This is a genomic window from Pseudomonas sp. 5.2, from assembly GCF_059025405.1.
In genome coordinates, this window is record NZ_JBYBHH010000004.1 from 74,898 (window position 1) to 99,013 (window position 24,116).

Here is a 24,116-nt window from a genome sequence, read left to right on the forward strand (position 1 = left end):
GATGTTTCGTTGCAACCTACGCTCGTGCTTGTGGGGCACCGCAGCGTTTTCGGATGATTCGCCTACAGAGCGACCCGCCTGCGTGCCGTCCAGAAGCCACATCTAGAGCAGTCCAGAGCGCCGCAACGGCCTCCGGTTTGGTACAGAGGGAGGCCCCAGATGCACAAGCAGCCGCGCACCCGTTCCGAGCTGGCCGAGGCGCTCTTTCGCCTGCGCCGCAGCTTCTACTCACTGGCAGGCTTCAGTGGCGTGATAAACGTCATGATGTTGACGCCAGCTGTCTACATGCTCCAGGTCTACGACCGCGCCCTGGTCAGCCGTAACGTCACCACATTGACGATGCTCACCGTGCTGGTGGTCGGGCTGTTCCTGCTGATGTCCGCCTTGGAAATGATCCGCACCCGCGTGTTGATCCGGGTCGGCAACTGCCTGGACATGGACCTCAACCGGCGCATCTTCAGCGCCGCCTTCGAGCGCAACCTGAACCGCGCCGGTGGCAACCCGGCCCAGGCCCTGCAAGACCTGGCACAGGTCCGCCAGTTCTTGACCGGTAATGGCTTGTTCGCCTTCTTCGACGCACCGTGGACGCCCATCTACCTGCTGGTGTGCTACCTGATCCACCCGCTGCTGGGGCTGGTCACGATGATCGGCTCGATGATCCTCGCCGGCCTGGCGTACCTCACCGAGAAGGCCACCCACAAGCCGTTGGCCGAGGCCAACCACGCGGCGCTGTCGTCTGCCAACTACGCCAACAACAACCTGCGCAATGCCGAAGTCATCGAGGCCATGGGCATGCTGCCGTCGATCAGCAAGCGTTGGTACCAGAGCCATCTGCGCATCCTGCAGATGCAGACGCTGGCGTCCGACCGTGCGGCCTTGATCAGCAGCACCGGGCGCTTCGTGCGCATCACCCTGCAATCGCTCATCCTCGGCACCGGTGCGCTGCTGGCGATCGAAGGCAAGATCACCCCGGGCATGATGATCGCCTGCTCGATCCTCACCGGTCGCGCACTGGGGCCGGTGGAACAGGTCATCGCCTCGTGGAAGCAACTGCTTGGCTGCCGGTCAGCCTGGGGGCGGCTGACCGAGCTGCTGCAGGACTACCCGCGCCGCCCACCGAGCATGTCGCTGCAACGGCCCCTGGGCATGCTCGCCGTGGAGAACGTATTTGCTGGCGCCCCCGGCACCAACACCACCATTCTGCGTGGGGTGAGCTTCAGCCTGGCGCCGGGCGAAAGCCTCGGCATCATCGGCCCCTCCGCCTCGGGCAAGTCCACCCTCGCCCGCCTGCTGGTTGGCGTCTGGCCGACCCAGGCCGGCAAGGTGCGCCTGGACGGCGCCGACATCTTCACCTGGAACAAAGGCGAACTGGGCCCGTGGCTCGGCTACCTGCCGCAGGACGTCGAACTGTTCGAAGGGACCATCGCCGACAACATCGCGCGGTTTGCCGAGGTGGACAGCGATGCGGTCATCCGCGCAGCCAAGAGCACCGGCGTGCACGAGATGATCCTGCGCTTCCCGCAGGGCTACGACACCCGCCTGGGCACCGATGGCAGCCCGCTTTCCGGTGGCCAGAAACAGCGTATTGCCCTGGCCCGTGCGTTGTATGGCGAACCTAACCTGGTGGTGCTGGATGAGCCCAACGCCAACCTCGACGATGTCGGGGAAAAGGCCCTGGTCGATGCCCTGGGCGAACTCAAAGGCCGTGGCGCCACGGTGGTGCTGGTTTCTCACCGGCCCAACGTGCTGTGCGCCGTCGACAAGGTGCTGATGCTGCGTGACGGCGGCGTGCAGATGCTGGGCACGCGCGACGAAGTCTTTGCCGCCCTGCGCAAGGCAAGCGTGATACCGGCGGCCGCAGCAGCGCCGCTGGCTTCGGTAAAAGTACGGGAGTAACCGATCATGCACATGAGCCAACCGACCGAGTTGATCCCTGCCGAGGCGAAGAGCCTGATCGACCTGGATGCCGGCAAGCCGGTGCGCTGGGGCCTGTGGCTGGTGCTGGCCGGCTTCGGCGGCTTTTTGCTGTGGGCCTGGCTGGCGCCGCTGGATGCCGGCGTGGTCGCCACCGGCACGGTCAAGGTCACCAGCAATCGCAAGGCCGTGCAGCACTTGAGCGGCGGCACCGTGGAAGCGATCCTGGTGCGCGAAGGCGACGTGGTGAAAAAGGACCAGGAATTGGTTCGCCTCGATGCCCTGCGAGCCGTGGCCGAACAGGGCGCAGTCAGCGCCCAGTACATTGTCAGCAAGACCGTGGAAAACCGCCTCGAAGCCGAGCGCGACAACCGCGACTCGGTAACCTTCGACCCCGCGCTGCTCAAGCGCTTCGGCGCAGACCCACGCCTGCTGGCCGCCATGGACTTGCAGCAGCGCTTGCTGGACACCCGCCGCGCCGGCCTGGCGGGCGAACTCAGCATCCTCGAAGAGAACCTGGCGGCATCGGCCGTGCAGCTCAAAGGCCTGCAGCAGGTGTACGGTGCCCGCGCCTCGCAGATCAACTTCCTCGGCCAAGAGCTGCAAGGGACCCGCGTGCTGGCCGCCGAAGGTTATGTGCCGCGCAACCGCCTGCTGGAACTGGAGCGCAGCAACGCCGACCTCTCCGCCGGCCAGGCCGAAAACCTCAACAACATCGCCCGGGTACGCAGCCAGGCCACCGAGATCAAGCTGCGCATGCTTCAGCGCCAGCACGATTACTTGAAAGAGGTCGAGTCGCAACTGACCGACACCGCCAAGGAAAACACCACCCTGGCCGACCGCTTGCGTGCATTGGACTACGAAGTGACCCACACGGTGATCCGCTCACCCATCGATGGCATGGTCCAGGCGCTGGGCATCGCCACGGTCGGCGGGGTTATCCAGCCAGGCGCCAAGCTGATGGAAATCGTCCCACTCGACGAGCCGTTGCAGGTCGACGCGATGATCCCGGTGCAGGCCATCGACAAAATGGTCCCAGGGCTTGCCGTGGACATCGCCTTCCCGGCCTTCAATCACGCACAGACCCCAAACATCCCCGGCCGTGTGAAAACCATCTCTGCCGACCGCCTGCTCGATGAAGAGAGCAAGCAGCCGTTCTACCTGGCGCAGGTGGACGTTTCACCCGCCGGCATGAGCTTGCTGGACAGCAACCACATACGCCCCGGCATGCCGGCCACCGTCACCATCAAGACCGGCGAGCGCAACCTGCTCAGCTACCTGCTCAAACCCATGCTCGAACGCGTCGACAGCGCTTTCAAGGAGCAATGAGATGAACCGTCACTGCCTGATGTTGTGCCTGTTGGGGTTGTCCTTGCCAGCCAGTGCCATGGACCTGAAGCAAGCCTGGGACCTGCTGCAGTACCAAGGGCCCATCTACCATGCCGCCGAGCATGAGAAACAAGCCGGCCTGGAAAACCGGGCCATCGGCCAAGCCGGCCTGCTGCCGCAGATCAATGCCACGGCCTATTACAACAAGGTCAATGGCTCGCAGCGCCAGAGCGGCCAGGACAACGACCTGGACTACGACTCCAAAGGCGCCAGCGTGCGCCTGCGCCAACCGCTGTTCAACAAACAGAAGATGGCCGAATACCACCAGGGCCAGCAGCGTGCCGACTACAGCGTCGCGGTGTTCGATGCCAAGAGCCAGGATGCCGCGGTGCGCCTGGCAGACAGTTATTTCGATGTGCTGTTGGCCAGCGAAACCATCACCCTGGCCAGGGCCAAGCTGAACGCTTTCGAGGAGCAGCTTGCGTCAGCGAAACGGCGCATGGAGCTGGGCGCCGGCACGGTGACCGACATCGACGAATCGGTCGCTCGCCGCGACCTGGCAGAAGCCGACCTGATCGAGGCGCAGGACAACCTGGTCAACGCCCGCCGCAAGCTCGAGGAGTACATCGGTGAAACCCCGGCATCGCTGACCACCTTGCAGCCAGGCTTTACTACCCCGCCGCTGCTGCCGGGCAACCTGCAGGACTGGCTGGTCAAAGCACAAACCGACAGCCCGCTGATTCACGCCCGCCGGCACAGTTACGAACTGGCAGAAGAAGAGGTGAACCGGGCCAAGGCCGGGCACTGGCCGACCCTGGACTTCGTTGCCGGTTACACCGCGGGCAGCAGCCAATCGATTTCAGAGCTGAACCAGCGCAACCAGTACAGCTCGATCGGCCTGGAACTGAACATCCCGTTGTACAGCGGCGGCAGCACCAGCGCGCTGACCCGCCAGGCCAGCGCCAACAGTTCGAAAGCGCTGGACGAGCTCGACGCCACCCGCCAGGAAGTCATCTCCGGCACCACCCGTGAGTACCGAGGTGTGCAGAGTGGTGCCATGCGTATCCATGCGCTGGAAAAGGCCGTCGCGTCCAACGAACGCTCGCTGACCTCGACACGCAAGGGCTTCAAGGAGGGCGGTACCAGTACCAACTCGGATGTGCTTAATGCCGAGGAATTGCTGTTCGACGCACGGCATGACCTGTTCGAGGCCAAGTTGAACTACCTGATGTCGCGCCTGCGCCTGGCGTCATCGGTGGGCAGCCTGGGGGATGACGATATCGAGCTGGTCAATAATTACCTTGGGCCGGAGTTGATGGTGAGTAACTGACCTGCTCTGGCTTTGTTCAAGCTTGAGATTGTTGGGGCGTTTTGCGCCCCAAGATCCTAAAGCCTACTTACAACCCACAAGCTTGCAAGACCGTTACCGCCAGCCCCAGCAAGCACACCAGCCCAACCGCAAAGCTGACTGTCCTCCAGGGCTGCAAACCACTCAGGTAGCACACCGTATGCGCCACCCTGGCAACGGTGAACACCACAGTCAGCCAAATAATGACGACCGCAGCAGCATTCAGCGCAATAGCCAAGCCGGCCAAGGCAAAAAACGCCGGAATGTTCTCCAGATCATTCGCCCAAACCCTGCCCGCCCGGCTGACCTGCGGCAATTCGTCAACATTGGCCAAGCGCCCAAAGAACGCTGCGTCTTCACCATTGGTGAAGGCCTTGTAACGCAGGCGGTAATAGCCTTGGTAGCAAGAGATCGCCAGCATCTTCAGGAACAGCGCGACCACACAGACCGCATAGACAGACAGGGCACCGTGCATCATGCCCCCTCCTGAGCATGATGTGCCGAGCGCCTGCCAAAGCCTTCAAACACGATGTACAGAAGCGGCCCCACCGACACAAACACAGCCGTGAGCAGCAAAAAAGGGGCAACCCGTAACCACGATCGCCCTTTCGAACGGGCATCCGAGATCATCCAGGCGCACGCAAGCCCAGCCATCACGTACAAGTCGATTACAACCTGCGCGGTGTCAGGCCGAGCCATCAGTTCAAGGCCAAATGCGAGCAATGATTGCTCTGCAATGAGCATCGTCCAGCCGGTGTATAGCGAAAACGACATCAGGGTAGCCAGCGCGATCCAAGTGCTTTTCATCTGCAACGCTCCTTAACCAATACCGCGCCAAGGTAGTGCTATGGTTGCAGCCTGCTCAATGACCTCACAGGTCATCGACGCCCCCGCTCACGACCCGTCAGAGTTGCCCCATGAGTAACCACCCTTTCCACCCGACCGCCTCAGCCGGTAACCCGGCAGGCAACCACTTGCGCCGGCACCGTCAACAGGCAGGTTTGAGTCAGCTTGAGCTGGCGCTACGCGCCAACGTATCCCAGCGTCACCTGAGCTGCGTGGAGACCGGCCGCGCCAAACCAAGCCCAGGCACGTTGCATGCCCTGCTTTCTGCGTTGGACGTACCGCTGGATGAGTGCAACGAGGTTTTCCTCGCGGCAGGTTATGCGCCCCGCTACACCGCGTCGCCGCTGAATGCGCCCGCCATGGCAATGGTGCACGAGGCGATTGCGCATATTTTGCAGGCCAACAACCCCGCTCCAGCGATCGTCCTGGATAGCAAGTGGTACATCACCGCCGCCAACACCAGCGCCGGGCTGCTGTTGCAGATGGCGGGGGTACAGCCCCGTGATGATGCGCCGCTCAACCTGCTGGAAACGCTGCTGTGCCCCGAGGGCCTGGGCGACCAGTTGATCAATGCCGATGAAATCCGCGCCACCGCGTGGCATAGGGCCTCGCGGGAAGCGGCGGGCAACCCTCAGTTGGCGCAGCTACTGCAAGACCTGCCCTGCCCCGCCGCGCTAGCGATTGCCCCATCGCCTTCGCCGGTCGTGTTGACGCGCCTGCGCTCGGCCCACGGTGAGCTGAAGTTCCTGTCCACCTTCACCACCTTTGGCATGCCGCTGGACGTGACCGTGGCCTCGCTGCGCATAGAACACCTGATACCTGCAGACACGCATACCTGGCACACCATGACCCTGGCGTATGAACAAGTGACCGCAAAACCCTGAGTGCGCCCAGGCCGAACCGGCCTCAGAAATCGACCGTCGCCGACAGCTGCAGGGCGCGTGGGTAGCCAGGCGATATCGCGCCATACGAAGCGACCCCCGACCAGTACTCACGGTCGAAGACGTTCTGCACCGTGGCCCGGAAGGTGGTAGGACGGCCTTCGATGTGGGTGGTGTAGCGCGCGCCCACATCGAAACGTGTCCAAGCATCGAGCTCCTGGGTGTTGGCCTGGTTGATGTACTGGCTGCCGGTGTAGATCGCGCCACCGGTCAAGGTGACACCTTCGACCCAAGGCGTGTCCCACTCGGCCCAGAGGTTGGCCTGCACATCGGGCACGCCCACAGGCTCATTGCCCTTGTTGGCCGCCGTGGCCGAATCGGTCAGTTCGCCGTCCAGCAGGGTCACGCCGCCCAGCAGTCGGGTACCGGGCGCGACTTCACCGAACATGCTCAACTCGATGCCACGGTTGCGCTGCTGCGCCTGAACCGAAAACAGGTTGCCAGCGCCCAGTTCGCCACTGGGTTTTTCGATCTGGAACAGCGCCAAGGTGGTCATGAAGGTGTCCCGTTCGAACTTCACCCCCAGTTCGTGCTGCTTGGTTTCATAGGGGGCAAAGGCTTCACCGGCATTGCCCGCCGTGGCCGGTGCCACATCGCCTTTGCTCAGACCTTCGACGTAGTTGTAGTACAGCGAGACATTCTCCCAGGGTTTCACCACCACCCCGACAACGGGCGTTGTCGCACTGTCTTTGTAGCGGGCAGTCATCGCGCCTGCGGTGCTGTAGTTACGCGACTCGATCGCTTGCCTGCGCACGCCCAGGGTCAGTTGCACGCGGTCATCGAGCACCGCCAAGGTGTCGGTCATCGCTACGCCGGACAACTCGGCTTCAGACACCCGATTCACGTTTGGCGCACTGATGTACTGCTTGGGCACCGCTACGGGGTGATAGATGTTCGAGATTATTTCCGTGCCATTGTTGATGCCCCGCGACAGCTCATCCTGGTAACGGGTCGCCATGAGCGTGACGGTATGGTTGATCGGCCCGGTTTCGAACAGCCCGCGTACGCCCACGTCGGCGGTGGAGCGGTCGACATTGAACTTGTAGTAGCCCGGAGTATTGCTGGTGTCGCCCGCGTCATTGAGGATTTTCGGCACCTGGTCGGACATCCGCGCGACATCCGCCCTGCCGCCACCCGCATGGGCAAACACAGTTAACGAATCGCTCAGGTCGTATTCCCCACCCAGCAGCGCGGATTGCTCGCGGGTGTCCGACCAGCCCCAGTCCTGTGGCAGGTTGGTGCGGCCATTGGCGGCCGAAGGCACGTCGACACCCGGCGCCACGGTGAAGGGCCGCGACGCGGCATCCCAGCGCTCCCGCTGGCTGATGAAGTCCAGGTTCAGGCGCAGGCGCTCACCTTGGTAATCCAGGGCGATGGCACCGATATCCAACGCCCGTTGCTGGTCGTCGATGGCCGTGTCGCCCTGGGCGAGGCTGCCGTTGAAACGCACACCCCATTGCCGCTGATCACCAAAGCGGCGGCTGATGTCGAGGTGGCCACCGGTTTGTGTGTCGGAGCTGTAGCTGGCGGTGAAACGGGTCAGGTCCTCGGCCAGTGCGCGCTTGGGGACGATGTTGATCACGCCGCCGACCCCGCTGTTAGGCGAAATCCCATACATCAGCGCGCCTGGCCCTTTGAGCACCTCGACGCGCTCGGCATATTCGGTAAACACGCGGTAGTTGGGCGCCACGCCATACACGCCGTCGAAAGCCAGCTCCCCTAGGTTGCCCTCACCGACAGGGAAGCCACGGATGAAAAACGAATCGACGATGCCGCCGGTTTGCCCCGTGGAGCGCACCGAAGGGTCACGCTCCAGGGCATCGGCGACGGTGACCGTCTGCAGGTCCGCCAGGGTTTTGGCGGTATAGCTGGTGACGTTGAAGGGCGTGTCCATCACATCCTTGTTGCCCAGCATGCCCAACCGCCCGCCACGGGCAACTTGCCCGCCGGCATAAGCCTCTGGCAGGGTTTCGTGGCGCATGCTGTTGGCGTCGATGGTGGTCGCGGCCAGGGTCAGGCCGTCGCCACTGGCCACTTGCCTGATCAGCTTGAAGCTGTCGTCGCCCAGCTCGACCAGTTCGAGCCCACTGCCGGCGAGCAGTTGCGCCATGCCGTCACGCGGGGAGTAGCGACCGTTGAGGCCTGGGCTGTACAGGCCTTCCGTCAATGCAGGCTCGAACGACAGGGCCACACCCGAGGCCAGCGCGAAGCTGGCCATGACCCGGCCGAGCGGCCCTGGGGCGATGTCGTACGGCCTGGTAGCCGTCGCCTCCAGTGGTTGTGCGAGCGCCGCCCATGAATGGCTGGCACCTGCTACCAGCACACAGCTGAACAGGGCGCGACGGATTGCAATGGCGAGCTGGGGACGACTTGCAACAGGCATGACAGGAGGGTCCTTCTGACCGGGAATGGAGGTGTTCACTCCTATTGCCAGCCGAGGCGGAAAAAAGTATCACCTGGGCACGACTTTTTTTGCAGTGCGGTCAGCGCGGCGCAAGCATCGTCCAGTAGCCCCCCATGTGCGCCTCCACCCGCAGGGCATAAGTCGACTCCAGCATGCTCAACGTTCGACGCGGGTCGCTGATGGGAAATGCCCCCGATACGCGAAGGTCGGCAATGCCTGGATCACAACGAATGAACCCCCGTTGGTAACGCGCCAGCTCGGCAACGAAAGCGTCCAGCCTCATCTTGTCCGCCAGCAGCATGCCCTGGGTCCAGGCCGTGACAGCCTCGTCTGCCGGCCTTGGTGCAGCGATCGTTCGGGCGTCGAAGTCAGCGCGTTGGCCGGCTTGCACGACGCGGCGGGCAAGGTGATCGGCATTGCCAGGTTCGATGCGAATCGCACCTTCGATGACCGCCAGGTAGGTACGCCCGCCGAACTCCCGCACGGTGAACCGGGTGCCCAAGGCTTGCATGCGCCCCTCCCGCGTCCCTACCCACAGCGGGCGAGCAGGGACCACGATGTCGGGGGCCGTCTGCACCAGGATTTCGCCACGGAGCAAACGAATGAACCGCTCGCCGGCATTGAAACGTACATCGATCGCGGAGTCGGTATTGAGCACAACCTGCGTGCCATCGGCCAGGGTAAGGTCAAGGCGTTCGCCAATGCCGGAGCGGTAGTCAGCTGCCCAACCTTGTTGCTCGGTCAGCCGCCAACCTGCCCAGCTGGCCGGGGCCAGGGCCAGCAGCAGGGCCAGCCGGCTGACCAGTGCACGACGGCCAGGGTCGGCCGGGCGGTCCAGTGCAGGCATCGACAGTGCCGGTGGCAGGCCACCCAACTTGCCCATCAACCGCTCCGCGCGCTGCCAAGCGCTTGCTCGGGCCGGGCTGCTGTTGCGCCAGGCCAGCCAGTCGGCCTGCTGCGCATCGGTCACGTCGCCTGCGCTCATGCACATCAACCACTCGGCGGCTTCTTCGAGCGCTTCGGCGTCTACCGGCTCGGCGCGCTGTGCATCGGCCATCTAGTCGACCAGCCTCAAGCACTGAACGAATGCCTGCTTCATGTAGCGTTTGACGGTAATCAGCGATATACCGAGCTGCTCGGCAATCGCCTCGTACTTCATGCCAGCCAACTGCGACAGCAGAAACGCGCGCCGGACCAGTGGCGGCAAGGTATCGAGCATGGCATCGATCTCGTGCAGGGTTTCCAGGATCAGCAAGCGCGTCTCTGGCGAAGGCACTTCAGGGGCAGGCAGGTGCTCAAGTGCCGCCAAGTACGCACGCTCCAGTGATTTACGTTTGCACCAGTTGGCGAGAATGCCGCCAGCGACGCAACTCAGATAAGCGCGGGGCTCATCGAATACGACGGCTTTGGAGGCGAGGATACGGGTGAACGTGTCCTGAACCAGGTCGGCCGCATCGACCGCGTTGCCCAGGCGCCTGCGCAATTTCGCGTGTAACCAGCCCTGGTGGCCGGTGTAAAGCGCTTCGACATTGCGTATGTGATTGTCAGGGCTGGGCAGCACGTCGCTCATGGGCGGTCTTGTCTACGCAAGTGAGAACTATTTTCAATGGTAAGTTAGCGCTGGCGCGCAAAGCAAGTTCAATATGGGCCAGCATTCAGCCGCAAAGGCGCGCGCTCGCGGCCTATGCTTCAACTCACCCAAGGCGGCGGAGCCCCCCCATGCACAACCCCGAAGACAACCTGCTGCACAGCTGGCAGCACAACGCCCAGGCCTGGATCGACGCGGTGCGCAGTGGCGCCATCGAGAGCCGTCGGCAGGTGACAGACCAGGCTATCCTGCTGGCCATTCTCAGCCGGCAACCCGAGCGCGTGCTCGACCTTGGGTGTGGTGAAGGCTGGTTGCTGCGGGCGCTGGCTGATCGCGGCATTGAGGCGGTCGGCGTGGATGGCGACAACACCCTGGTGGAGGCGGCCCGTGCGGCAGGCTCCACCGAGGTGCACCTTGCCAGTTACGCACAGCTGGCCGAGGGCGACGTCAGCGTTGGCCGTGGCTACGATTTGGTTTGTGCCAATTTTGCGTTGTTGCAGCAGGACGTCATCCCCTTGCTGGCGGCGATGAATGGGCTGCTGGCTCCGGGTGGTGCAGTGGTGATCCAGACGTTGCACCCCTGGAGTGTGGCTGCGGGCGATTATCAGGATGGTTGGCGGGAAGAGTCGTTCGCAGGGTTTGCCGGGGACTGGCGGCCGATGCCCTGGTACTTCCGCACCTTGGCCAGTTGGCTGAATGCATTGGACATGGCTGGGTTGCGCTTGGTCAGCCTGCAGGAGCCGCAGCATCCGCAAAGTGCGGTGCCGCAGGCGTTGTTGATGGTGGCCGAGGGGCGGTGAACCCTGTGTGGCATTGCAAGCGAGTTGCCGACCCTTGTGGGAGCGGGCTTGCCCCGCGAACACCGGCAAAGCCGGTGCCATGCCCCGCGTAGCCCCATTCGCGGGACAAGCCCGCTCCCACAGGGTTGTGACAATCACAGAACGCGACTGCCTCTTGAAGGCGCTTAAAGCACCGGCTTGCGCGCTGCCCCGCTGCGGGCCTTGGCCATGGCTGCCAGGCGCACGGCGACGTTCGCTGCGCCATACCCGGCATAGCCGCCCTTGCGCTGGATGATCTCGAAGAAGAAGCGCTCCTCGAACGGCTCGGTGTACACGTGGAACAGTTCGCCGCCTTGGGCATCGCGGTCATACAGCACATTGTAATACGCCAGTTCACTGAGGAATTCGTCGTCGAAATCGAAGCGTGCCGCCAGGTCGTCGTAATAGTTGAGCGGGATTTCCAGCAGCGGCACGCCAGCCAACTTGGCACGCGCCACTTCACGGAAGATGTCATCACAATCGAAGGCGATGTGATGCACACCCGAGCCGCGGTAACTGGACAATGCGTGGGCAATGGCGGTGTTGCGGTTCTCGGAAATGTTCAACGGCAGGCGCAAGGTGCCGCACTGGCTGCGCAGCGCACGGCTCTTGACCAGGCCGTACGGGTCGGGCAGCACCACTTCGTCGTCGGCGGCGAAGTCGAACAGGCTCTTGTAGAACAGCACCCAGCTGTCCAGCGACTCGGCCGGCAGCGCCAGGGCCATGTGGTCGATACGGCGCAGGCCACCGCTGGCAGTGGCGGTTTTGTCCAGGCTGAAGTCGGTGTCATACAGGGTCTGGCCAGCAGTGCCCTGTTCTACCAGGTACAACAGGCTGCCGTCGGGCGCGCGCACGGCGGGTACTTCGCACTCGTTGGGGCCGACCAGGCCACGGAACGGCTGACCACGGAAGGCCGTGGCGCGCTTCAAGGCAGCTTGCTGGTCCTTGACGCGCAACGCCGTGGCGCACAACGACGGGCCATGCGCCTCGAAGAAGTTGTGGCCAAACGAATAGGGTTCGGCATTGAGGACGATGTTGATGTCGCCCTGACGCAACAGTTGCACGTCCTTGCTGCGGTGCTTGCCGGCGTCGGCGAAGCCCAGGCGTTTCAGCCAGTTGCTCAAGCGCGCACCCACCGCCTCGTCGACGGCGAATTCGAGGAACTCCACGCCATCATAGGCACTCGCCGCCGGCGGGTTGAACAGCACGCCCGGCTCCACCGCCACGGCCTCTTGCTCCAGGCGCAGGCGGGTCTGCTCTTCGAGGTACAGCAGCGAGCGCAAGCCGTCGGCGGCATTCTGCCGAGGTGGCGCGGCGCGGAAGCCGTCGTTGAAGATTTCCAGGGACAGCGGGCCGCGGTAGCCGGTGGTGAGGATCGGCGCGAGGAAGCCGGCCAGGTCCATTTCGCCCTGCCCCGGGAAGCAGCGGAAATGCCGGCTCCACTCCAGCACGTCCATGGCCAGGATCGGTGCGTCGGCCATCTGCACAAAGAAAATCTTGTCGCCCGGGATGTCACGGATCGCGCTCGGGTCGCCCTTGAGCGACAAGGTATGGAAACTGTCGAGAATCACCCCAAGCGACGGATGGTCGGCCTGGCGCACCAGGTTCCAGACCTGCTGGTAGGTATTGACGTGACGGCCCCAGGCCAACGCTTCGTAGCCGATGCGCAGGCCACGCTTGCCGGCATGTTCGGCCAGCAGGCGCAGGTCATCCACCAGCAGTTGCTCGTCGCCCAGGGCATCGGCCTGGACGTTGCTGCACACCAGCACCAGGTCAGTGCCCAGCTCTTGCATCAAGTCGAACTTGCGCTCGGCGCGGTCGACGTTGCGCTGCAGCCGGTCGCGGCGGCAGCCTTCAAAGTCGCGGAACGGCTGGAACAGGGTGATGGCGATACCCAGGTCCGCGCACATCTGGCGAACCTGACGCGGGCTGCCGGCATAATAGAGCAAGTCGTTTTCGAAAATCTCGACGCCGTCGAAACCGGCGGCGGCGATGGCTTCGAGCTTTTCCGGCAGAGTGCCGCTCAAGGACACGGTGGCAATCGAACGCTGCATGGCGGGAGTTCCTTGTTGTTAGGGGACGACGGCGCAGGAAAACCACGGTAACGGTGCCTGGCATGATGGATTATTCGCAGGTAAAGTCGCCTCATCAATCTCTTTGTACGGAATGGTTAGTTTTGTGTTCGATTACCGAACAAAACCGGATTTCGCGAATTGCTAGACCGCCACCCCGTGGTCAACATGAAACCAGACGCAGGCACACCGACCACTGCCTTCTTGCCAGACGGTCGTTCGGCAGAACCTGCGCTAACAAGCCCAACGCCACAACATAATAAGTTCAATAAAACCGGGTACCGACCTATGAACACTGCTCTCGCCTTGCGATCCGCACCTGTCTCCTGGCTGCCTGTCACGGCCTTGGCGCGGAATACGCCCGCACTTCACGTTTGACCCCACTCCCGAGATAACCCCACGCTCGCCTTGCGCCGTGCGGGAACCAACAAGAACAACGGAGACACCGATGGCTCACTCCAGCTCTCAAGCCAAGAAAGCGACCGCCAGTGGATGGATAGGCTCGGCACTCGAGTACTACGATTTTTTCATCTATGCACAGGCTGCGGCCCTGATTTTCCCGCAAATCTTCTTCCCTAACACCGACCCGAAAATGGCGATCATCGCCTCGCTGGCCACTTACGGGGTCGGCTACCTGGCCCGCCCGGTCGGCGCCATCGTGCTCGGCCACTGGGGTGATACCCGCGGACGCAAGAACGTACTGCTGCTGTGCATGTTCCTGATGGGTGTGTCGACCATGGCCGTCGGCCTGCTGCCGACGTACCACGACATCGGTATCCTCGCCCCCGTCTTGCTGGTGCTGCTGCGCCTGGTCCAGGGCTTCGCGGTAGCCGGCGAGATCTCCGGTGCCAGTTCGATGATCATGGAGCACGCGCCGTTCGGCCGACGAGGCTACTACGCGAGCTTCACCCTGCAGGGCGTACAAGCCGGCCAGGTATTGGCGGCGGCGGTGTTCCTGCCACTGGCCTACTTCATGCCGAGTGAAGCCTTCAACGACTGGGGCTGGAGGATTCCGTTCCTGATGAGCGCCGTGGTGCTGATCGCCGGTTTCATCATCCGTAAAGAAGTGCACGAAACGCCTGCCTTCGTGAAAGAAGAGAAGCAGGACAAAGTCGCCAAATCGCCGGTCAGCGAGGCCTTCCGCCACAGCTGGAAACACATGGTGCTGGTGATGTTCATGGCCCTGATGAACGTGATCCCGGTTGTCGCGACCATTTTCGGCGCGGCCTACGCGGTGCAGCCGGCCTATGGCATCGGCTTCGACAAGAGCGTGTACCTGTGGATTCCGGTGGTCGGCAACATCGTCGCGGTGTTGGTGATTCCATTCGTCGGCAACCTTTCCGACAAGATCGGCCGTCGCCCGACCATGATCGCCGGGTGCCTGGGTTCGGGCCTGCTGGCCTTCGTCTACCTGTATGCGATCAGCATCCAGAACGTACCGCTGGCCTTCGCCGCCTCGATCGTGATGTGGGGCATGGTCTACCAGGGCTACAACGCGGTGTTCCCAAGCTTCTACCCTGAGCTGTTCCAGACCCGCTACCGTGTTTCGGCCATGGCCATTGCGCAGAACATCGGCACCATGCTGACGGCCATGCTGCCAGCGCTGTTCGCCCTGGTGGCACCACCGGGCTCGGACAACATTCCACTGGTCGTGGGTGGCATGGCGTTCTTCATCACCTGCATCTGCGCCCTGGCGGCGTACATCGCACCGGAAACCCATCGCCTGTCGATGGAAGACCTCGGCAACCCGCAAGCCAAGCCGATGGAAAAGGCCGCGTACGAAGCCAGCCGTAAAGGCAGCTTGCAGACTGCAAGCCACTGATCGATCGCAGGGGGCTGCTGCGCAGCCCTTTCGCCGGCAAGCCGGCTCCTACAGGTGTGCGCAAATCCCTGTAGGAGCCGGCTTGCCGGCGAATGGGCCGCAAAGCGGCCCCAGCGTTTTCAGCCCTTGATCACTTCCTGCAGCCGCTGCCACAGTTGTTCAACATGCTCCCGCTCGGTCGGCAATGCGCCAATCGACACCCGCACCATCCACCGCCCATCAAGGGTCGCCGGCGTTACATACGCCTCCCCAGAACCATTGAGCCGCTCGGCCCAGGCCTTGGTATGCGCATCCAGCGCCTCCCCTTCCAGCCCCGCCGGCCGATGCTGGATGCACAGCGTCTGCAACTGCACGGGTGCCAATAGCGTCCAACCCGGCGTCGTCTCGACCTGCCCAGCAAGCCACTGAGCATTATCCAAATCACGCCGCAAGCGCGCCTGCAGCGCTTCGACGCCTTCACTGCGCAACATGAACCACAGTTTCAAAGCGCGGAACCGCCGGCCCAGTGGAATACCCCAATCACGCAGGTTCTTGACCTCACCATCCACCGCCGACTGCAGGTAGCTGGGGTTGGTGCTCATCACCCGAATCAGGTGCTGTGGGTCGCGCACGTAGTAGATCGAACAATCAAAGGCCACACCCAGCCATTTGTGCGCGTTGACCACCACCGAGTCGGCCAGCTCGATGCCGTCCCACATCCAGCGGCACTCGGGCAAAATCATCGCCGACCCCGCCATGGCAGAGTCAACGTGCAGCCACAGGCCATGGGCCTGTGTGATTTCACCAATTGGGCGCAGTGGGTCGAGCGCCGTGGTGGCGGTAGTGCCGGTGGTCGCAACTACCGCACAAGGCTGATTACCTGCCGCCAGGTCCTGCTCGATGGCTGCCCGCAGCGCTTCTGGCTGCAGGGCGAACTGCGCGTCGGTGGGGATCAGGCGAATGTTGTCACGGCCAAAACCGGCCAGCAGTGCGGCCTTGTCCACCGAGCTGTGGGCGTGGGCGCTGACGTAGACGATCAGCGGCTTGGCCTGGGCCTGCAGGCCACCGCGGACCAACGCGTAATCGCTGGCCCGCTCGCGGGCGCAGATCAGCGCCACCAGGGTGCTGGTCGAGGCGGTGTCCTGGATCACCCCGCTCCATTGCCCTGAAAGGCCGAGCAACTGGCGCAGCCAGTCGAGGGTGGTTTCTTCCAGCTCGCTCAAGGCTGGGCTGGACTGCCAGGACAGGCCCAATACACCCAGGCCGGTACTGAGAAAGTCGCCCAGCACCGATGACAACGTGCCGTTGGACGGGAAGTAACCGTAGAAATCCGGGTGCTGCCAGTGCGACAGGCCCGGCATGACCAGGTTGTTGACGTCGTCGAGAATCGCCTCGAAGGGTTCACCCTGCTGCGGGGCGCCTGCCGGCAGGGCCGCTTTCAAGTAGCCCGGTTCGACTTGGGCCATGACCGGGCGTTCGCCCACGGTTTGGCGGTAGTCGGCGATCAGGTCGATCAATTGGTGGCCGTACTGGCGGAATTGTTCTGGGGTCACGGGCGGTCTCCATTGGGCAGTTTGCTGCCTGGGCCGGCCTCTTCGCGGGCAAGCCCGCTCCCACAGGTGAATCACAGCTTGAGCACTGTGCGGATCCTGTGGGAGCGGGCTTGCCCGCGAAGAGGCCGGCACTGGCAATACAGGCCCATCAGTCTAGGTGCCACCCGCCCTGCAAAGAACCCCGCTTCGTGCATACCTCCTATGGCGTTGGCGCATGCCCCCCTTGCACGCCGAACTGGGACTGGCGCCACAGCTCGAACACCCGGTTGCGCAACCAGCGGTGCTCGGCCGAGGCCTGCAGGCGCTGGTGCCAAACCACCCAGTAACGCTGGCTGTGATCGATGAAGCCCAACGGTCGCCAGGCCAGGTCATGCAAACGGCACAGTTGCCGGGCGATGTGCTCCGGGACCGTGGCCACCGCCTGGCTATTGCCGATCACCTGCACGGTGGCCGAAAAAAACGGCACTTCCAGGCTGACCCGCCGCTGCAGGCCCTGGGCGCGCAGGTGGCGATCGATGAAGCTGTCCTTGTCGCCACCCCCGGAAATGCGCACATGCTTGTGCGCCAGATAGGCTGCCTGGCTGAGCGTTGCATGGGCGGTCAACGGGTGGTCGCGGCGCATCAGGCACACCGCGCGGTCCTCGCCGAGCAGACGACCATGCAGGTTGGGCGGCGACTCATCGAACAAGGTGGTGGCCAGGTCGATCTCGCCACTGGCCAGCAACGCGTACTGGCCAGCCTGCCAGGTGCGGTATTCGAGGGACACGCCGGGCGCTTCGTGCTCCAGCGCCGCCACCAGCAGCGGCAGCATATGCTCGGCGACGTAGTCCGAGGCCGCCAGGCAGAAACGGCGCTCGCAGCGGGCGGGGTCGAACACGGCCGGTTGGCGCAGGGCGTGTAGCTCTTCTAGGACCTGGCGCAGTGGCTCGACCAGGGCTTCGGCATGCTCGCTGAGCACGTAGCCACGGCCTTGGCGCACCAGCAGCGGGTCGTCGAATGCTTCGCGCAGGTGGGCCAGTTGACGGCTCAGGGCAGATTGGCTGACACCCAGGCGCTCGGCGGCGTGGCTGAGGTTCTTGAGCTGCAGGAGGCAGTCGAGGGTGCGTAGATGGGCGAGGCTCAGGGAGGCGAAAGTTGGGTTCATGCAGGCTCCCCTTTATCAAATTCACCGGCCCATTCGCGGGACAAGCCCGCTCCCACAGAGCTCCGCCGTGTTTGAGGTTAGCGGAGGGCTGTGGGAGCGGGCTTGCCCCGCGAATGGGCCGCAAAGCGGCCCCGGCTTTTAGTCGGTCAGGCCGACATAGACGTTCTGCACGTCATCGTTCTCATCGATCGCCTCGAGGAACGCCTCGACCTCGGCCAATGCCTCAGCGCTCAAGCTGGCAGCACTTACCGGGTTCTTCGGGGTGTAGCCGATCTTTGCCGAGGTCACGGTAAAACCATGCTCCGGCAGGGCCTTTTGCACCGCGTCCAGGTCGGTGGTGTCGGTGATGAACAGGGTCGAACCCTCTTCTTCCCCTTCCTCGAAGTCCTGGGCACCGGCTTCGATGGCGGCCATTTCCGGGTCGGCACCTTCGCTCGGGGTGGCTTCGATCAGGCCGACGTGGTTGAAGTCCCAGGCCACCGAACCGCTCGCACCCAGCTGGCCCTTGCGGAACAGCACGCGGATCTGCGCGACGGTACGGTTGATGTTGTCCGTCAGGCACTCGACGATCAGCGGCACCTGGTGCGGCGCAAAACCTTCGTAGCTGACCGCGTGATACTGCACGGCATCACCGTCCAGGCCGGCACCCTTGCGGATTGCCCGGTCCAGGGTCTCGCGGGTCATCGAGGCCTTTTTGGCCTGCACGATCGCCAGGCGCAGGCGCGGGTTCATGTCGGGATCGGCGCCCGATTTGGCAGCGATCTGGATCTCTTTGGACAGCTTGCCCATGATCTTGCCTTTGGCATTGGCCGCTGTTTCTCTATGTTTGGCTTTCCACTGTGCGCCCATGTCGACTCTCTTGTTTCAACGGCCAGTTCAGGAAGCGACCGGCCAAAAGTGGGTGCAGTTTATACGCCCTCGGGCATGTGATCGACAAGAAATCTCATGCTTTGTCGGCCTTCCCCGCCGCCGCCGCAAAACGTGCCAGGCGTACATCGAGGTGCCGTGGTCGTAGCCCGCGGTCCTCGGCGCGCTCCTTGCGGCGAATGGCATTGCGCACCATCAGCGACCCCAGGTAGCGAATCGGCTCTGGCGGAAACAGCCCCAGCGGCCCCTTGACCAATGGCGAGCGGGTCCAGGGGTTGTCCAGGCCAAGCGCCAGCGACGACAGGATTTGCCCACCCATGTGGCACGGCCCGACGCCGCTGCCGGAATAGCCAAAGCCATAGAACACATTGCCCTGCCCGTCTAACCGGCCGAAGAACGGCAAGCCCGTGACGGAGCGGTCCGACGGCCCATTCCAGCTGGCCGCCAAGGGCACGTCCGCCAACGCCGGGAAAAACTCGCCCAGGCTTTCACGCAGCAGCGGCCGGTAGGGTGAGGGCTGGTCGAATACCGGCAGCATGCGCCCGCCATAGGCGAAGGTATTGCCGCCCTTGCCGAGCATCAGTCGGCCATCGGAGGTGTTGTGGTAGTAATGCACGAAAATGCGCGAATCGAGCACGCTGACGCCGCTGTCCAGGCCGATTTCGCGCAACAGCTCAGGGCACGGCTCGGTGATAATCATGTCGCTGGACACAATCGCTACACTGCGCTCGAACTGGGGGAACGCCCGCGCCATCCAGGCATTGAGGCCCAACACCACACGGTCGGCGTGCACCGTGCCGTGGGCCGTGCGCACCTGTACCGGCGCACCGTGCGCCAAGCTCGTCATGGCCGTGCCTTCGTGAATGCGCACGCCACGCTGCAGCGCCACCCGCCGCAGGCCGCGCACCAACTGCCCTGGCTGCACGGTGGCGGCGGCAGGCGAGAACCAGCCTTCCAGGTGCCGCGCCGACCCCGCCAGGCGTTGCACCTGGTCCAGCGGCAGCCGCTGGAACGAATTCACCCCCTGCTGCTCCAGCGCGGCGATCACCGCATCGGTGACACCGACCTGGGCCGAGTTGGTGGCGGTGTACAGCGTGCCGTCCAGGCGGTAGTCACAGTCGATGCCATTGGCCGCGCAAAACGCGCCGATGGCACCGATGCTGCGTTCCGATTCGTGCACCAGCCGCACCGCTTCAGCCGCCCCGAACAGGCGCTCGAGGGTGAAGTACTTGGCCGACCACGACAGCGCACAACCGCCATTGCGACCACTGGCGCCAGCGCCGCAGATGTCGGCCTCGATCAGCACGACATCCAGCGCCGGCACCGCTTCCTTGAGCATCAACGCGGTCCACAGGCCGGTGTAGCCGCCGCCGACAATGCACACATCGCAACGGCTGTCGCCTTGCAGCGGCGGGCACGCCGCTTCCTGCGCCGAATCCAGGGCCTGTTGCAGCCAGAAGGGTCTCATTCGCTCGCTTTCCTTTAGGTACGCAGTGGCTTGATTGCCATGCTGGTGTTCGGTGCCACGTCGTGGCGCTGCACCGCGGTGGCCGGGCGGCTGTTCCAGTGCGGCAGCAGCACCAGCGCCGAGAACAGTGCGCAACCGGCGAACACGATGAACACCGTGACGCCGTCGAAATAACCCGGCAGCAGCCCGCCAAGCACGGCGCCCACCGAGCCGCAGCCGTTGACGAAGCCTGCTGCGGTGGCACCTGCCTTGGCGGTGCCGAAGTCGATGGCCGCCGCGCCGCTGATCATCGAGTCAGGGCCATACAAGGTCAGGCCCATGACGAACAGCAGGCCCACCACCAGCATCACGCTGCCGGTGTGCATGGCCGCCATGAACGCGGCTAGCGTCACCGTCAACAGCACCAGGCTGATCACGCACGCCGGCATGCGCCGCGCGCCGAACAGTTTGTCGGAGGCCAGGCCGATCATGATCGGCCCCAGCAGCCCGGCCAGTTCGAAGGCCGTGGGGATGATCGCCGCGCCGACCTTGCCCACCGACGGCATTTGCTCGAAGACGATCACTGGCCCCCACAGCAGAATGGCGTAGCGCGCCGGCTTGAGCAGGAAGTAGGCCAGGCCCAGGGTCAACACCGTGCGGTTACGCAGGATCTCGCGCAACGGCGCCCAGACACTGCACAGGTTCGCGCCCGGTGCCATGCTCTGTGGCTCGGGCTCTACGGCGGGCAAGCCGACGTCTTCTGGCTTGTTGCGCTGCAGGAAGAAAAACAGCACAGCCACCAGGGCGACCACCACGGCACTGGAGAAAAACGCGGCGTGCCAGGTGCCGACCAGGGTGTAAGCCCACCAGCCGGCAAACGGCGAGGCCACCAGGCCGCCAAAGGCATAGCACGAGCTCCACAACCCCAGTACCCGCCCGCGCTGCGCGGCTGGGAAGAAACTGCCGATGTTCTTGCACAAACCGGCCCAGCCTGTGGACTGCGCCAGGCCTTGGATCAACATGCAGGTGGCGAAGATTGGGAAGGTGGCGTAGCTGCCCATCACCACCGCCGCCGCCGCCGAGATCAGCAAGCCGCCAAGCACCACCACACGTGGGCCGAAGCGGTCGGCAAGCATGCCCCAGGTGAACTGGCCCACGGCATAGGCGGCCAGGTAGATCGCGTCAAGGTTGGCCATGGCGGCCTTGTCGAGCATGAAGCCTGGGTCTTCGGCGATGCCCAGCTTGGCGACCGAGAATGCCTTGCGGGTGAAGTAGAAGGCGGCGTAGGCCAGCCAGGTGATTGCGAAAATCTGCATACGCCAGCGTTTGAACGTGGCTAGGGAATGGTTCATGTGAGTCTGACCTCTTGCTCAAGTGTGCCGGCAGAATGTGAAGAAACGCCTGTCTTGTTCTTGTGTTACGCACAGCGATGGCGGGGGCCCGTCATCGGGTCAGATGGCGCTGTATCAGCGCCATGGCCCCGACCGGCGCTTATGGCTGCGACGGGGCTGGGAGGTATGGAAACAGCTGGTGACTGATAAATAAAATCGATTTATCGTATTTCACTCATAAGCCCAGCTTGTTACTGGAGTCGTCATGTCGGTGTCCCACGCTCAACTCAAGGCCTTTCACGCGGTGGCGGTGCACGGCAGCTTCACCCGTGCCGCGCAAAAACTGTTTCTGACCCAGCCGGCTGTCTCCGACCAGGTGCGCAAGTTGGAAGAGCGCTTCGGCGTGCTGCTGTTCCACCGCAACAAGCGTTCGGTGCAACTGACCGACCTGGGCGAGCGCCTGCTGGGCATCAGCCAACGCCTGTTCGCCTGCGAAGCCGAAGCCCACGAACTGCTGCAGGACTCACGCGCCCTGCACACCGGCAGCCTGGTGTTGGCGGTGGACGCGCCGGTGCACGTGCTGCCGCAGATTGCGCGGTTCTGCCAGCGCTACCCGGGCATCCAGGTGAAGGTCGAAACCGGCAACACCGATGAATCGTTGGCCCGGCTGTTCAGCTACCAGGCGGACCTGGCACTGCTGGGACGGGACGTCGACGATGAGCGCCTGCACTGCCTGCCGCTGCGCCGCGACCCGATGGTTGCCTTCGTTAGCCACCATCACCCTTGGGCCAGCCGGGGCTCGATCAGCCTGGCGGATCTGGATGACACCCCGCTGGTGCTGAGGGAGCCTGGGTCGGTGACGCGGCAGACGCTGGAAGAAGAAATGCAGCGCGCCGGGCTGCGGATTCGGCCGGCGATCCAGGTAGAAGGCCGGGAGGCGGCGCGCGAAGCGGTGGTGGTGGGGATTGGCGTGGGGGTTGTGTCGGCGGCGGAGTTTGGCGCGGATGCGCGGGTGTGTGCGTTGCCGATTGTCGACTGTCAGCGGCATTTGACCGAGACGCTGGTGTGCCTCAGCGAGCAGCGTACGCGGCGGGTGGTGGCGACGTTCTTGCAAATGGTTGAGGAAGGGCTGTAAAGCTGCATCCCCAATGTTTGCTTGGTAGGAGCAGCCTTGTGCTGCGAAGAGGCCGGTGCAGGCAGCATTGATGTATGGTGCCTGTACCGGCCTCTTCGCAGCACAAGGCTGCTCCTACAAGGATCACGAGGATCACGAGGATCACGCCCGATGCTCTTTCGATTTGCCGCCGACGCTCTGGTGCTGTTGCACCTGGCCTTCATCTTGTGGGTGCTGTTCGGTGGCCTGCTGGTACTCACGTGGCGCCCCGCCCTGCTCGTCCACCTGCCCGCCCTGGCCTGGGGCTTGGCGGTGGAAGGGCTGCACCTGGAATGCCCGCTGACCGACTGGGAAAACCGCATGCGCTTCGCCGCCGGCGACGCGGGCTACCACGGCGGTTTCGTCGAACATTACATCTGGCCGCTGATCTATCCGGCCGGGCTGACGCCGCAGATCCAATGGCTGCTGGGCGCCATCGTCCTGCTGGTCAACCTCGGCATCTACGGCTACGTGCTCGGGCGCTGGCGCCGCCCTACCGCGTAGCGATCACGAACAAGCGCGGGAACGGCAACAGCACCTTACCGTCGGTGGCCGGTGGGTAGTCGTGCTGCATCGCCTGCAGGTACATCTGCAGGAAGGCGGCTTGCTCTTGTTCGTCCAGCCTGGCCAGGTAAGGCCGCAACGCCGAGCCCTTGAACCACTCCACCACCGCTTCGGCGCCACCCTCCAACGGATGATGGTACGTAGTACGCCACACATCCACCCGCGCGCTCCGCGGGCTGAGCAGGTCGTAATAGAACGCGGCGTTGTGCCTGGGCGGTAGCTGGAAATCGGCGAATTTGGCGGCCCAGGGGCCTTTGCTGGCGATTTCGCGCAGTTGCCGGTGCGCTGGCTCGTCAAGGTTGTCAGGGGTTTGCACCGCCAGGCTGCCGCCCTCGCTCAGCTGGCTGACCAGGTGCGGATACAGCGAAGCGTGGTCCGGCACCCATTGCAGCGAGGCGTTGGCAAGGATCAGGTCTTGCGGCTCTGGCGCGGACCACTGGGCGATGTCGGCAATGGCGCAGCGCACGCGCGGTACACACAGCCTTTTGCGCTCCCGGGCCTTTTCGACCATGTCCGGGTCGCTGTCCAACGCCGTCACCTGGGCATCGGGGTAGCGCTGCAGCAGCACCTCGGTCGAGTTGCCCGGGCCGCAGCCCAGGTCGGTGGCATGGCGGACCGGGCGTGGCGGCACGGCGGTCAGCAGGTCGCGTACGGCGCGGGTGCGCTCGTTTTCGAAGAGGGAATACTGGGTGGCGGACCAGGCCATGTGCGGCTCCTTTGGGCGGGCAATGTGCCCAGCATAAGCCAAGTAGTGGCACTTAGGGTCTATTCGCGGGCCGGAACCGAGCGTCTATCCTTGAAGTCAGTCCTTATATGCGCCTGCCCATGAGAACATTCCTGGCCCTCGCCATACTGGCCCTGATCGCCGCTGCCGCCCTCCTCGGCTCGCCGTGGATGAACCAGCGTTTTCACATGCCGCCGGACAAACACCCGGCCCAACAACGCGAAACGGCCGGGTCCCCAAGGGAGCCGGCCGTCTCGAACCACAACTGAAGC

At 63.8% G+C, this 24,116-nt stretch carries 21 protein-coding genes; 9 read left to right on the forward strand and 12 right to left on the reverse strand.

All coding sequences use genetic code 11. The features are described from left to right. Positions 1-159 precede the first annotated feature (159 nt). Genes AC5PZ0_RS08080 through AC5PZ0_RS08090 form a run of 3 tightly spaced genes read left to right on the forward strand, consistent with a single transcriptional unit; the run spans position 160 to position 4,573 of the window. The gene (locus AC5PZ0_RS08080; protein WP_085273306.1) at positions 160-1,896 is read left to right on the forward strand and encodes a type I secretion system permease/ATPase; all 1,737 of its coding nucleotides are present in this window, start codon (positions 160-162) and stop codon (positions 1,894-1,896) included. Between the two features lie 6 nt (positions 1,897-1,902). Continuing rightward, positions 1,903-3,243 (forward strand): HlyD family type I secretion periplasmic adaptor subunit, encoded by a 1,341-nt coding sequence (locus AC5PZ0_RS08085; RefSeq protein ID WP_493854646.1) that lies wholly within the window; start codon positions 1,903-1,905, stop codon positions 3,241-3,243. A 1-nt stretch (position 3,244) separates the two neighbouring features. After that, positions 3,245-4,573, forward strand: a complete 1,329-nt coding sequence (locus tag AC5PZ0_RS08090) for a TolC family outer membrane protein (RefSeq protein ID WP_265967417.1) — start codon at positions 3,245-3,247, stop codon at positions 4,571-4,573. A gap of 67 nt (positions 4,574-4,640) precedes the next feature. On the opposite strand, the gene AC5PZ0_RS08095 is transcribed toward AC5PZ0_RS08090, so the two are convergent. Together AC5PZ0_RS08095 and AC5PZ0_RS08100 are read right to left on the reverse strand one after the other, a co-directional pair. Beyond that, positions 4,641-5,066, reverse strand: a complete 426-nt coding sequence (locus AC5PZ0_RS08095) for an MAPEG family protein (protein WP_493854776.1) — start codon at positions 5,064-5,066, stop codon at positions 4,641-4,643. Continuing rightward, positions 5,066-5,398 carry a DUF2834 domain-containing protein gene (locus tag AC5PZ0_RS08100; RefSeq protein WP_099429827.1) on the reverse strand — a complete coding sequence of 111 codons (333 nt, stop codon included), beginning with the start codon at positions 5,396-5,398 and terminating at the stop codon, positions 5,066-5,068. The genes AC5PZ0_RS08095 and AC5PZ0_RS08100 overlap by 1 nt, the downstream gene beginning before the upstream one ends. Before the next feature lie 110 nt (positions 5,399-5,508). Here AC5PZ0_RS08100 and AC5PZ0_RS08105 point away from each other — a divergent pair, with 110 nt between their 5' ends. Further along, entirely contained in the window at positions 5,509-6,321 is an 813-nt protein-coding gene (locus AC5PZ0_RS08105) for a helix-turn-helix domain-containing protein (RefSeq protein ID WP_493854647.1), read from the forward strand. Between the two features lie 22 nt (positions 6,322-6,343). On the opposite strand, the gene AC5PZ0_RS08110 is transcribed toward AC5PZ0_RS08105, so the two are convergent. The 3 genes from AC5PZ0_RS08110 to AC5PZ0_RS08120 all read right to left on the reverse strand — a co-directional run bounded on the left by AC5PZ0_RS08110 (position 6,344) and on the right by AC5PZ0_RS08120 (position 10,352). Beyond that, entirely contained in the window at positions 6,344-8,761 is a 2,418-nt protein-coding gene (locus AC5PZ0_RS08110; RefSeq protein ID WP_493854648.1) for a TonB-dependent siderophore receptor, read from the reverse strand. A 100-nt stretch (positions 8,762-8,861) separates the two neighbouring features. Next, complete coding sequence (locus tag AC5PZ0_RS08115) at positions 8,862-9,839, reverse strand: FecR domain-containing protein (RefSeq protein ID WP_274887336.1); 978 nt, start codon at positions 9,837-9,839, stop codon at positions 8,862-8,864. Next, positions 9,840-10,352 (reverse strand): sigma-70 family RNA polymerase sigma factor, encoded by a 513-nt coding sequence (locus AC5PZ0_RS08120; RefSeq protein WP_274887335.1) that lies wholly within the window; start codon positions 10,350-10,352, stop codon positions 9,840-9,842. 149 nt (positions 10,353-10,501) lie between these two features. Here AC5PZ0_RS08120 and AC5PZ0_RS08125 point away from each other — a divergent pair, with 149 nt between their 5' ends. Then, positions 10,502-11,170, forward strand: a complete 669-nt coding sequence (locus AC5PZ0_RS08125) for a class I SAM-dependent methyltransferase (protein WP_493854649.1) — start codon at positions 10,502-10,504, stop codon at positions 11,168-11,170. A 164-nt stretch (positions 11,171-11,334) separates the two neighbouring features. Here AC5PZ0_RS08125 and quiC read toward each other — a convergent pair whose 3' ends face one another. Next, positions 11,335-13,242 (reverse strand): 3-dehydroshikimate dehydratase QuiC, encoded by a 1,908-nt coding sequence (quiC, locus tag AC5PZ0_RS08130; RefSeq protein WP_493854650.1) that lies wholly within the window; start codon positions 13,240-13,242, stop codon positions 11,335-11,337. 466 nt (positions 13,243-13,708) lie between these two features. On the opposite strand from quiC, the gene AC5PZ0_RS08135 reads away from it, so the two are divergent. After that, positions 13,709-15,082, forward strand: coding sequence for an MFS transporter (locus AC5PZ0_RS08135; protein ID WP_274887333.1), 1,374 nt, complete (start codon positions 13,709-13,711; stop codon positions 15,080-15,082). A 119-nt stretch (positions 15,083-15,201) separates the two neighbouring features. On the opposite strand, the gene AC5PZ0_RS08140 is transcribed toward AC5PZ0_RS08135, so the two are convergent. From AC5PZ0_RS08140 to AC5PZ0_RS08160, 5 genes are all read right to left on the reverse strand, one after another. After that, positions 15,202-16,614, reverse strand: coding sequence for a DOPA decarboxylase (locus tag AC5PZ0_RS08140; RefSeq protein WP_493854651.1), 1,413 nt, complete (start codon positions 16,612-16,614; stop codon positions 15,202-15,204). A gap of 199 nt (positions 16,615-16,813) precedes the next feature. Next, the gene (locus AC5PZ0_RS08145; protein WP_493854652.1) at positions 16,814-17,758 is read right to left on the reverse strand and encodes a LysR family transcriptional regulator; all 945 of its coding nucleotides are present in this window, start codon (positions 17,756-17,758) and stop codon (positions 16,814-16,816) included. A gap of 138 nt (positions 17,759-17,896) precedes the next feature. Beyond that, entirely contained in the window at positions 17,897-18,607 is a 711-nt protein-coding gene (locus AC5PZ0_RS08150; protein WP_085273298.1) for a YebC/PmpR family DNA-binding transcriptional regulator, read from the reverse strand. Between the two features lie 94 nt (positions 18,608-18,701). Then, positions 18,702-20,093, reverse strand: coding sequence for an FAD-dependent oxidoreductase (locus AC5PZ0_RS08155; protein WP_493854653.1), 1,392 nt, complete (start codon positions 20,091-20,093; stop codon positions 18,702-18,704). Positions 20,094-20,107: 14 nt separating this feature from the next. Further along, positions 20,108-21,424: an MFS transporter gene (locus tag AC5PZ0_RS08160; RefSeq protein ID WP_493854654.1), complete on the reverse strand. Its 1,317-nt coding sequence runs from the start codon at positions 21,422-21,424 to the stop codon at positions 20,108-20,110. A 244-nt stretch (positions 21,425-21,668) separates the two neighbouring features. Here AC5PZ0_RS08160 and AC5PZ0_RS08165 point away from each other — a divergent pair, with 244 nt between their 5' ends. After that, positions 21,669-22,538: a LysR substrate-binding domain-containing protein gene (locus AC5PZ0_RS08165; RefSeq protein ID WP_027593788.1), complete on the forward strand. Its 870-nt coding sequence runs from the start codon at positions 21,669-21,671 to the stop codon at positions 22,536-22,538. Between the two features lie 150 nt (positions 22,539-22,688). Further along, a complete protein-coding gene (locus AC5PZ0_RS08170) occupies positions 22,689-23,060 on the forward strand; it encodes a DUF2784 domain-containing protein (protein WP_493854655.1) in 372 nt (123 codons plus the stop codon). Here the strand turns inward: AC5PZ0_RS08170 and tam are convergent. Next, positions 23,050-23,826: a trans-aconitate 2-methyltransferase gene (gene tam / locus AC5PZ0_RS08175; RefSeq protein WP_027593790.1), complete on the reverse strand. Its 777-nt coding sequence runs from the start codon at positions 23,824-23,826 to the stop codon at positions 23,050-23,052. The genes AC5PZ0_RS08170 and tam overlap by 11 nt on opposite strands. Positions 23,827-23,933: 107 nt before the next feature. Between tam and AC5PZ0_RS08180 the strand changes: the two genes are divergently transcribed. Next, a complete protein-coding gene (locus AC5PZ0_RS08180; RefSeq protein ID WP_493854656.1) occupies positions 23,934-24,113 on the forward strand; it encodes a hypothetical protein in 180 nt (59 codons plus the stop codon). Positions 24,114-24,116: the final 3 nt, after the last annotated feature.

Bases quoted from the DNA above. Each gene is read 5' to 3' on its own strand.
- AC5PZ0_RS08155 (WP_493854653.1), bottom strand. From the start codon at position 20,093: ATGAGACCCTTCTGGCTGCAACAGGCCCTGGATTCGGCGCAGGAAGCG.
- AC5PZ0_RS08090 (WP_265967417.1), top strand. From the start codon at position 3,245: ATGAACCGTCACTGCCTGATGTTGTGCCTGTTGGGGTTGTCCTTGCCA.
- AC5PZ0_RS08170 (WP_493854655.1), top strand. From the start codon at position 22,689: ATGCTCTTTCGATTTGCCGCCGACGCTCTGGTGCTGTTGCACCTGGCC.
- AC5PZ0_RS08165 (WP_027593788.1), top strand. From the start codon at position 21,669: ATGTCGGTGTCCCACGCTCAACTCAAGGCCTTTCACGCGGTGGCGGTG.
- AC5PZ0_RS08160 (WP_493854654.1), bottom strand. From the start codon at position 21,424: ATGAACCATTCCCTAGCCACGTTCAAACGCTGGCGTATGCAGATTTTC.
- AC5PZ0_RS08080 (WP_085273306.1), top strand. From the start codon at position 160: ATGCACAAGCAGCCGCGCACCCGTTCCGAGCTGGCCGAGGCGCTCTTT.
- AC5PZ0_RS08120 (WP_274887335.1), bottom strand. From the start codon at position 10,352: ATGAGCGACGTGCTGCCCAGCCCTGACAATCACATACGCAATGTCGAA.
- AC5PZ0_RS08085 (WP_493854646.1), top strand. From the start codon at position 1,903: ATGCACATGAGCCAACCGACCGAGTTGATCCCTGCCGAGGCGAAGAGC.
- quiC (WP_493854650.1), bottom strand. From the start codon at position 13,242: ATGCAGCGTTCGATTGCCACCGTGTCCTTGAGCGGCACTCTGCCGGAA.
- AC5PZ0_RS08135 (WP_274887333.1), top strand. From the start codon at position 13,709: ATGGCTCACTCCAGCTCTCAAGCCAAGAAAGCGACCGCCAGTGGATGG.
- AC5PZ0_RS08105 (WP_493854647.1), top strand. From the start codon at position 5,509: ATGAGTAACCACCCTTTCCACCCGACCGCCTCAGCCGGTAACCCGGCA.
- AC5PZ0_RS08145 (WP_493854652.1), bottom strand. From the start codon at position 17,758: ATGAACCCAACTTTCGCCTCCCTGAGCCTCGCCCATCTACGCACCCTC.
- AC5PZ0_RS08180 (WP_493854656.1), top strand. From the start codon at position 23,934: ATGCGCCTGCCCATGAGAACATTCCTGGCCCTCGCCATACTGGCCCTG.
- AC5PZ0_RS08095 (WP_493854776.1), bottom strand. From the start codon at position 5,066: ATGCACGGTGCCCTGTCTGTCTATGCGGTCTGTGTGGTCGCGCTGTTC.
- AC5PZ0_RS08115 (WP_274887336.1), bottom strand. From the start codon at position 9,839: ATGGCCGATGCACAGCGCGCCGAGCCGGTAGACGCCGAAGCGCTCGAA.
- AC5PZ0_RS08100 (WP_099429827.1), bottom strand. From the start codon at position 5,398: ATGAAAAGCACTTGGATCGCGCTGGCTACCCTGATGTCGTTTTCGCTA.
- AC5PZ0_RS08125 (WP_493854649.1), top strand. From the start codon at position 10,502: ATGCACAACCCCGAAGACAACCTGCTGCACAGCTGGCAGCACAACGCC.
- tam (WP_027593790.1), bottom strand. From the start codon at position 23,826: ATGGCCTGGTCCGCCACCCAGTATTCCCTCTTCGAAAACGAGCGCACC.
- AC5PZ0_RS08110 (WP_493854648.1), bottom strand. From the start codon at position 8,761: ATGCCTGTTGCAAGTCGTCCCCAGCTCGCCATTGCAATCCGTCGCGCC.
- AC5PZ0_RS08150 (WP_085273298.1), bottom strand. From the start codon at position 18,607: ATGGGCGCACAGTGGAAAGCCAAACATAGAGAAACAGCGGCCAATGCC.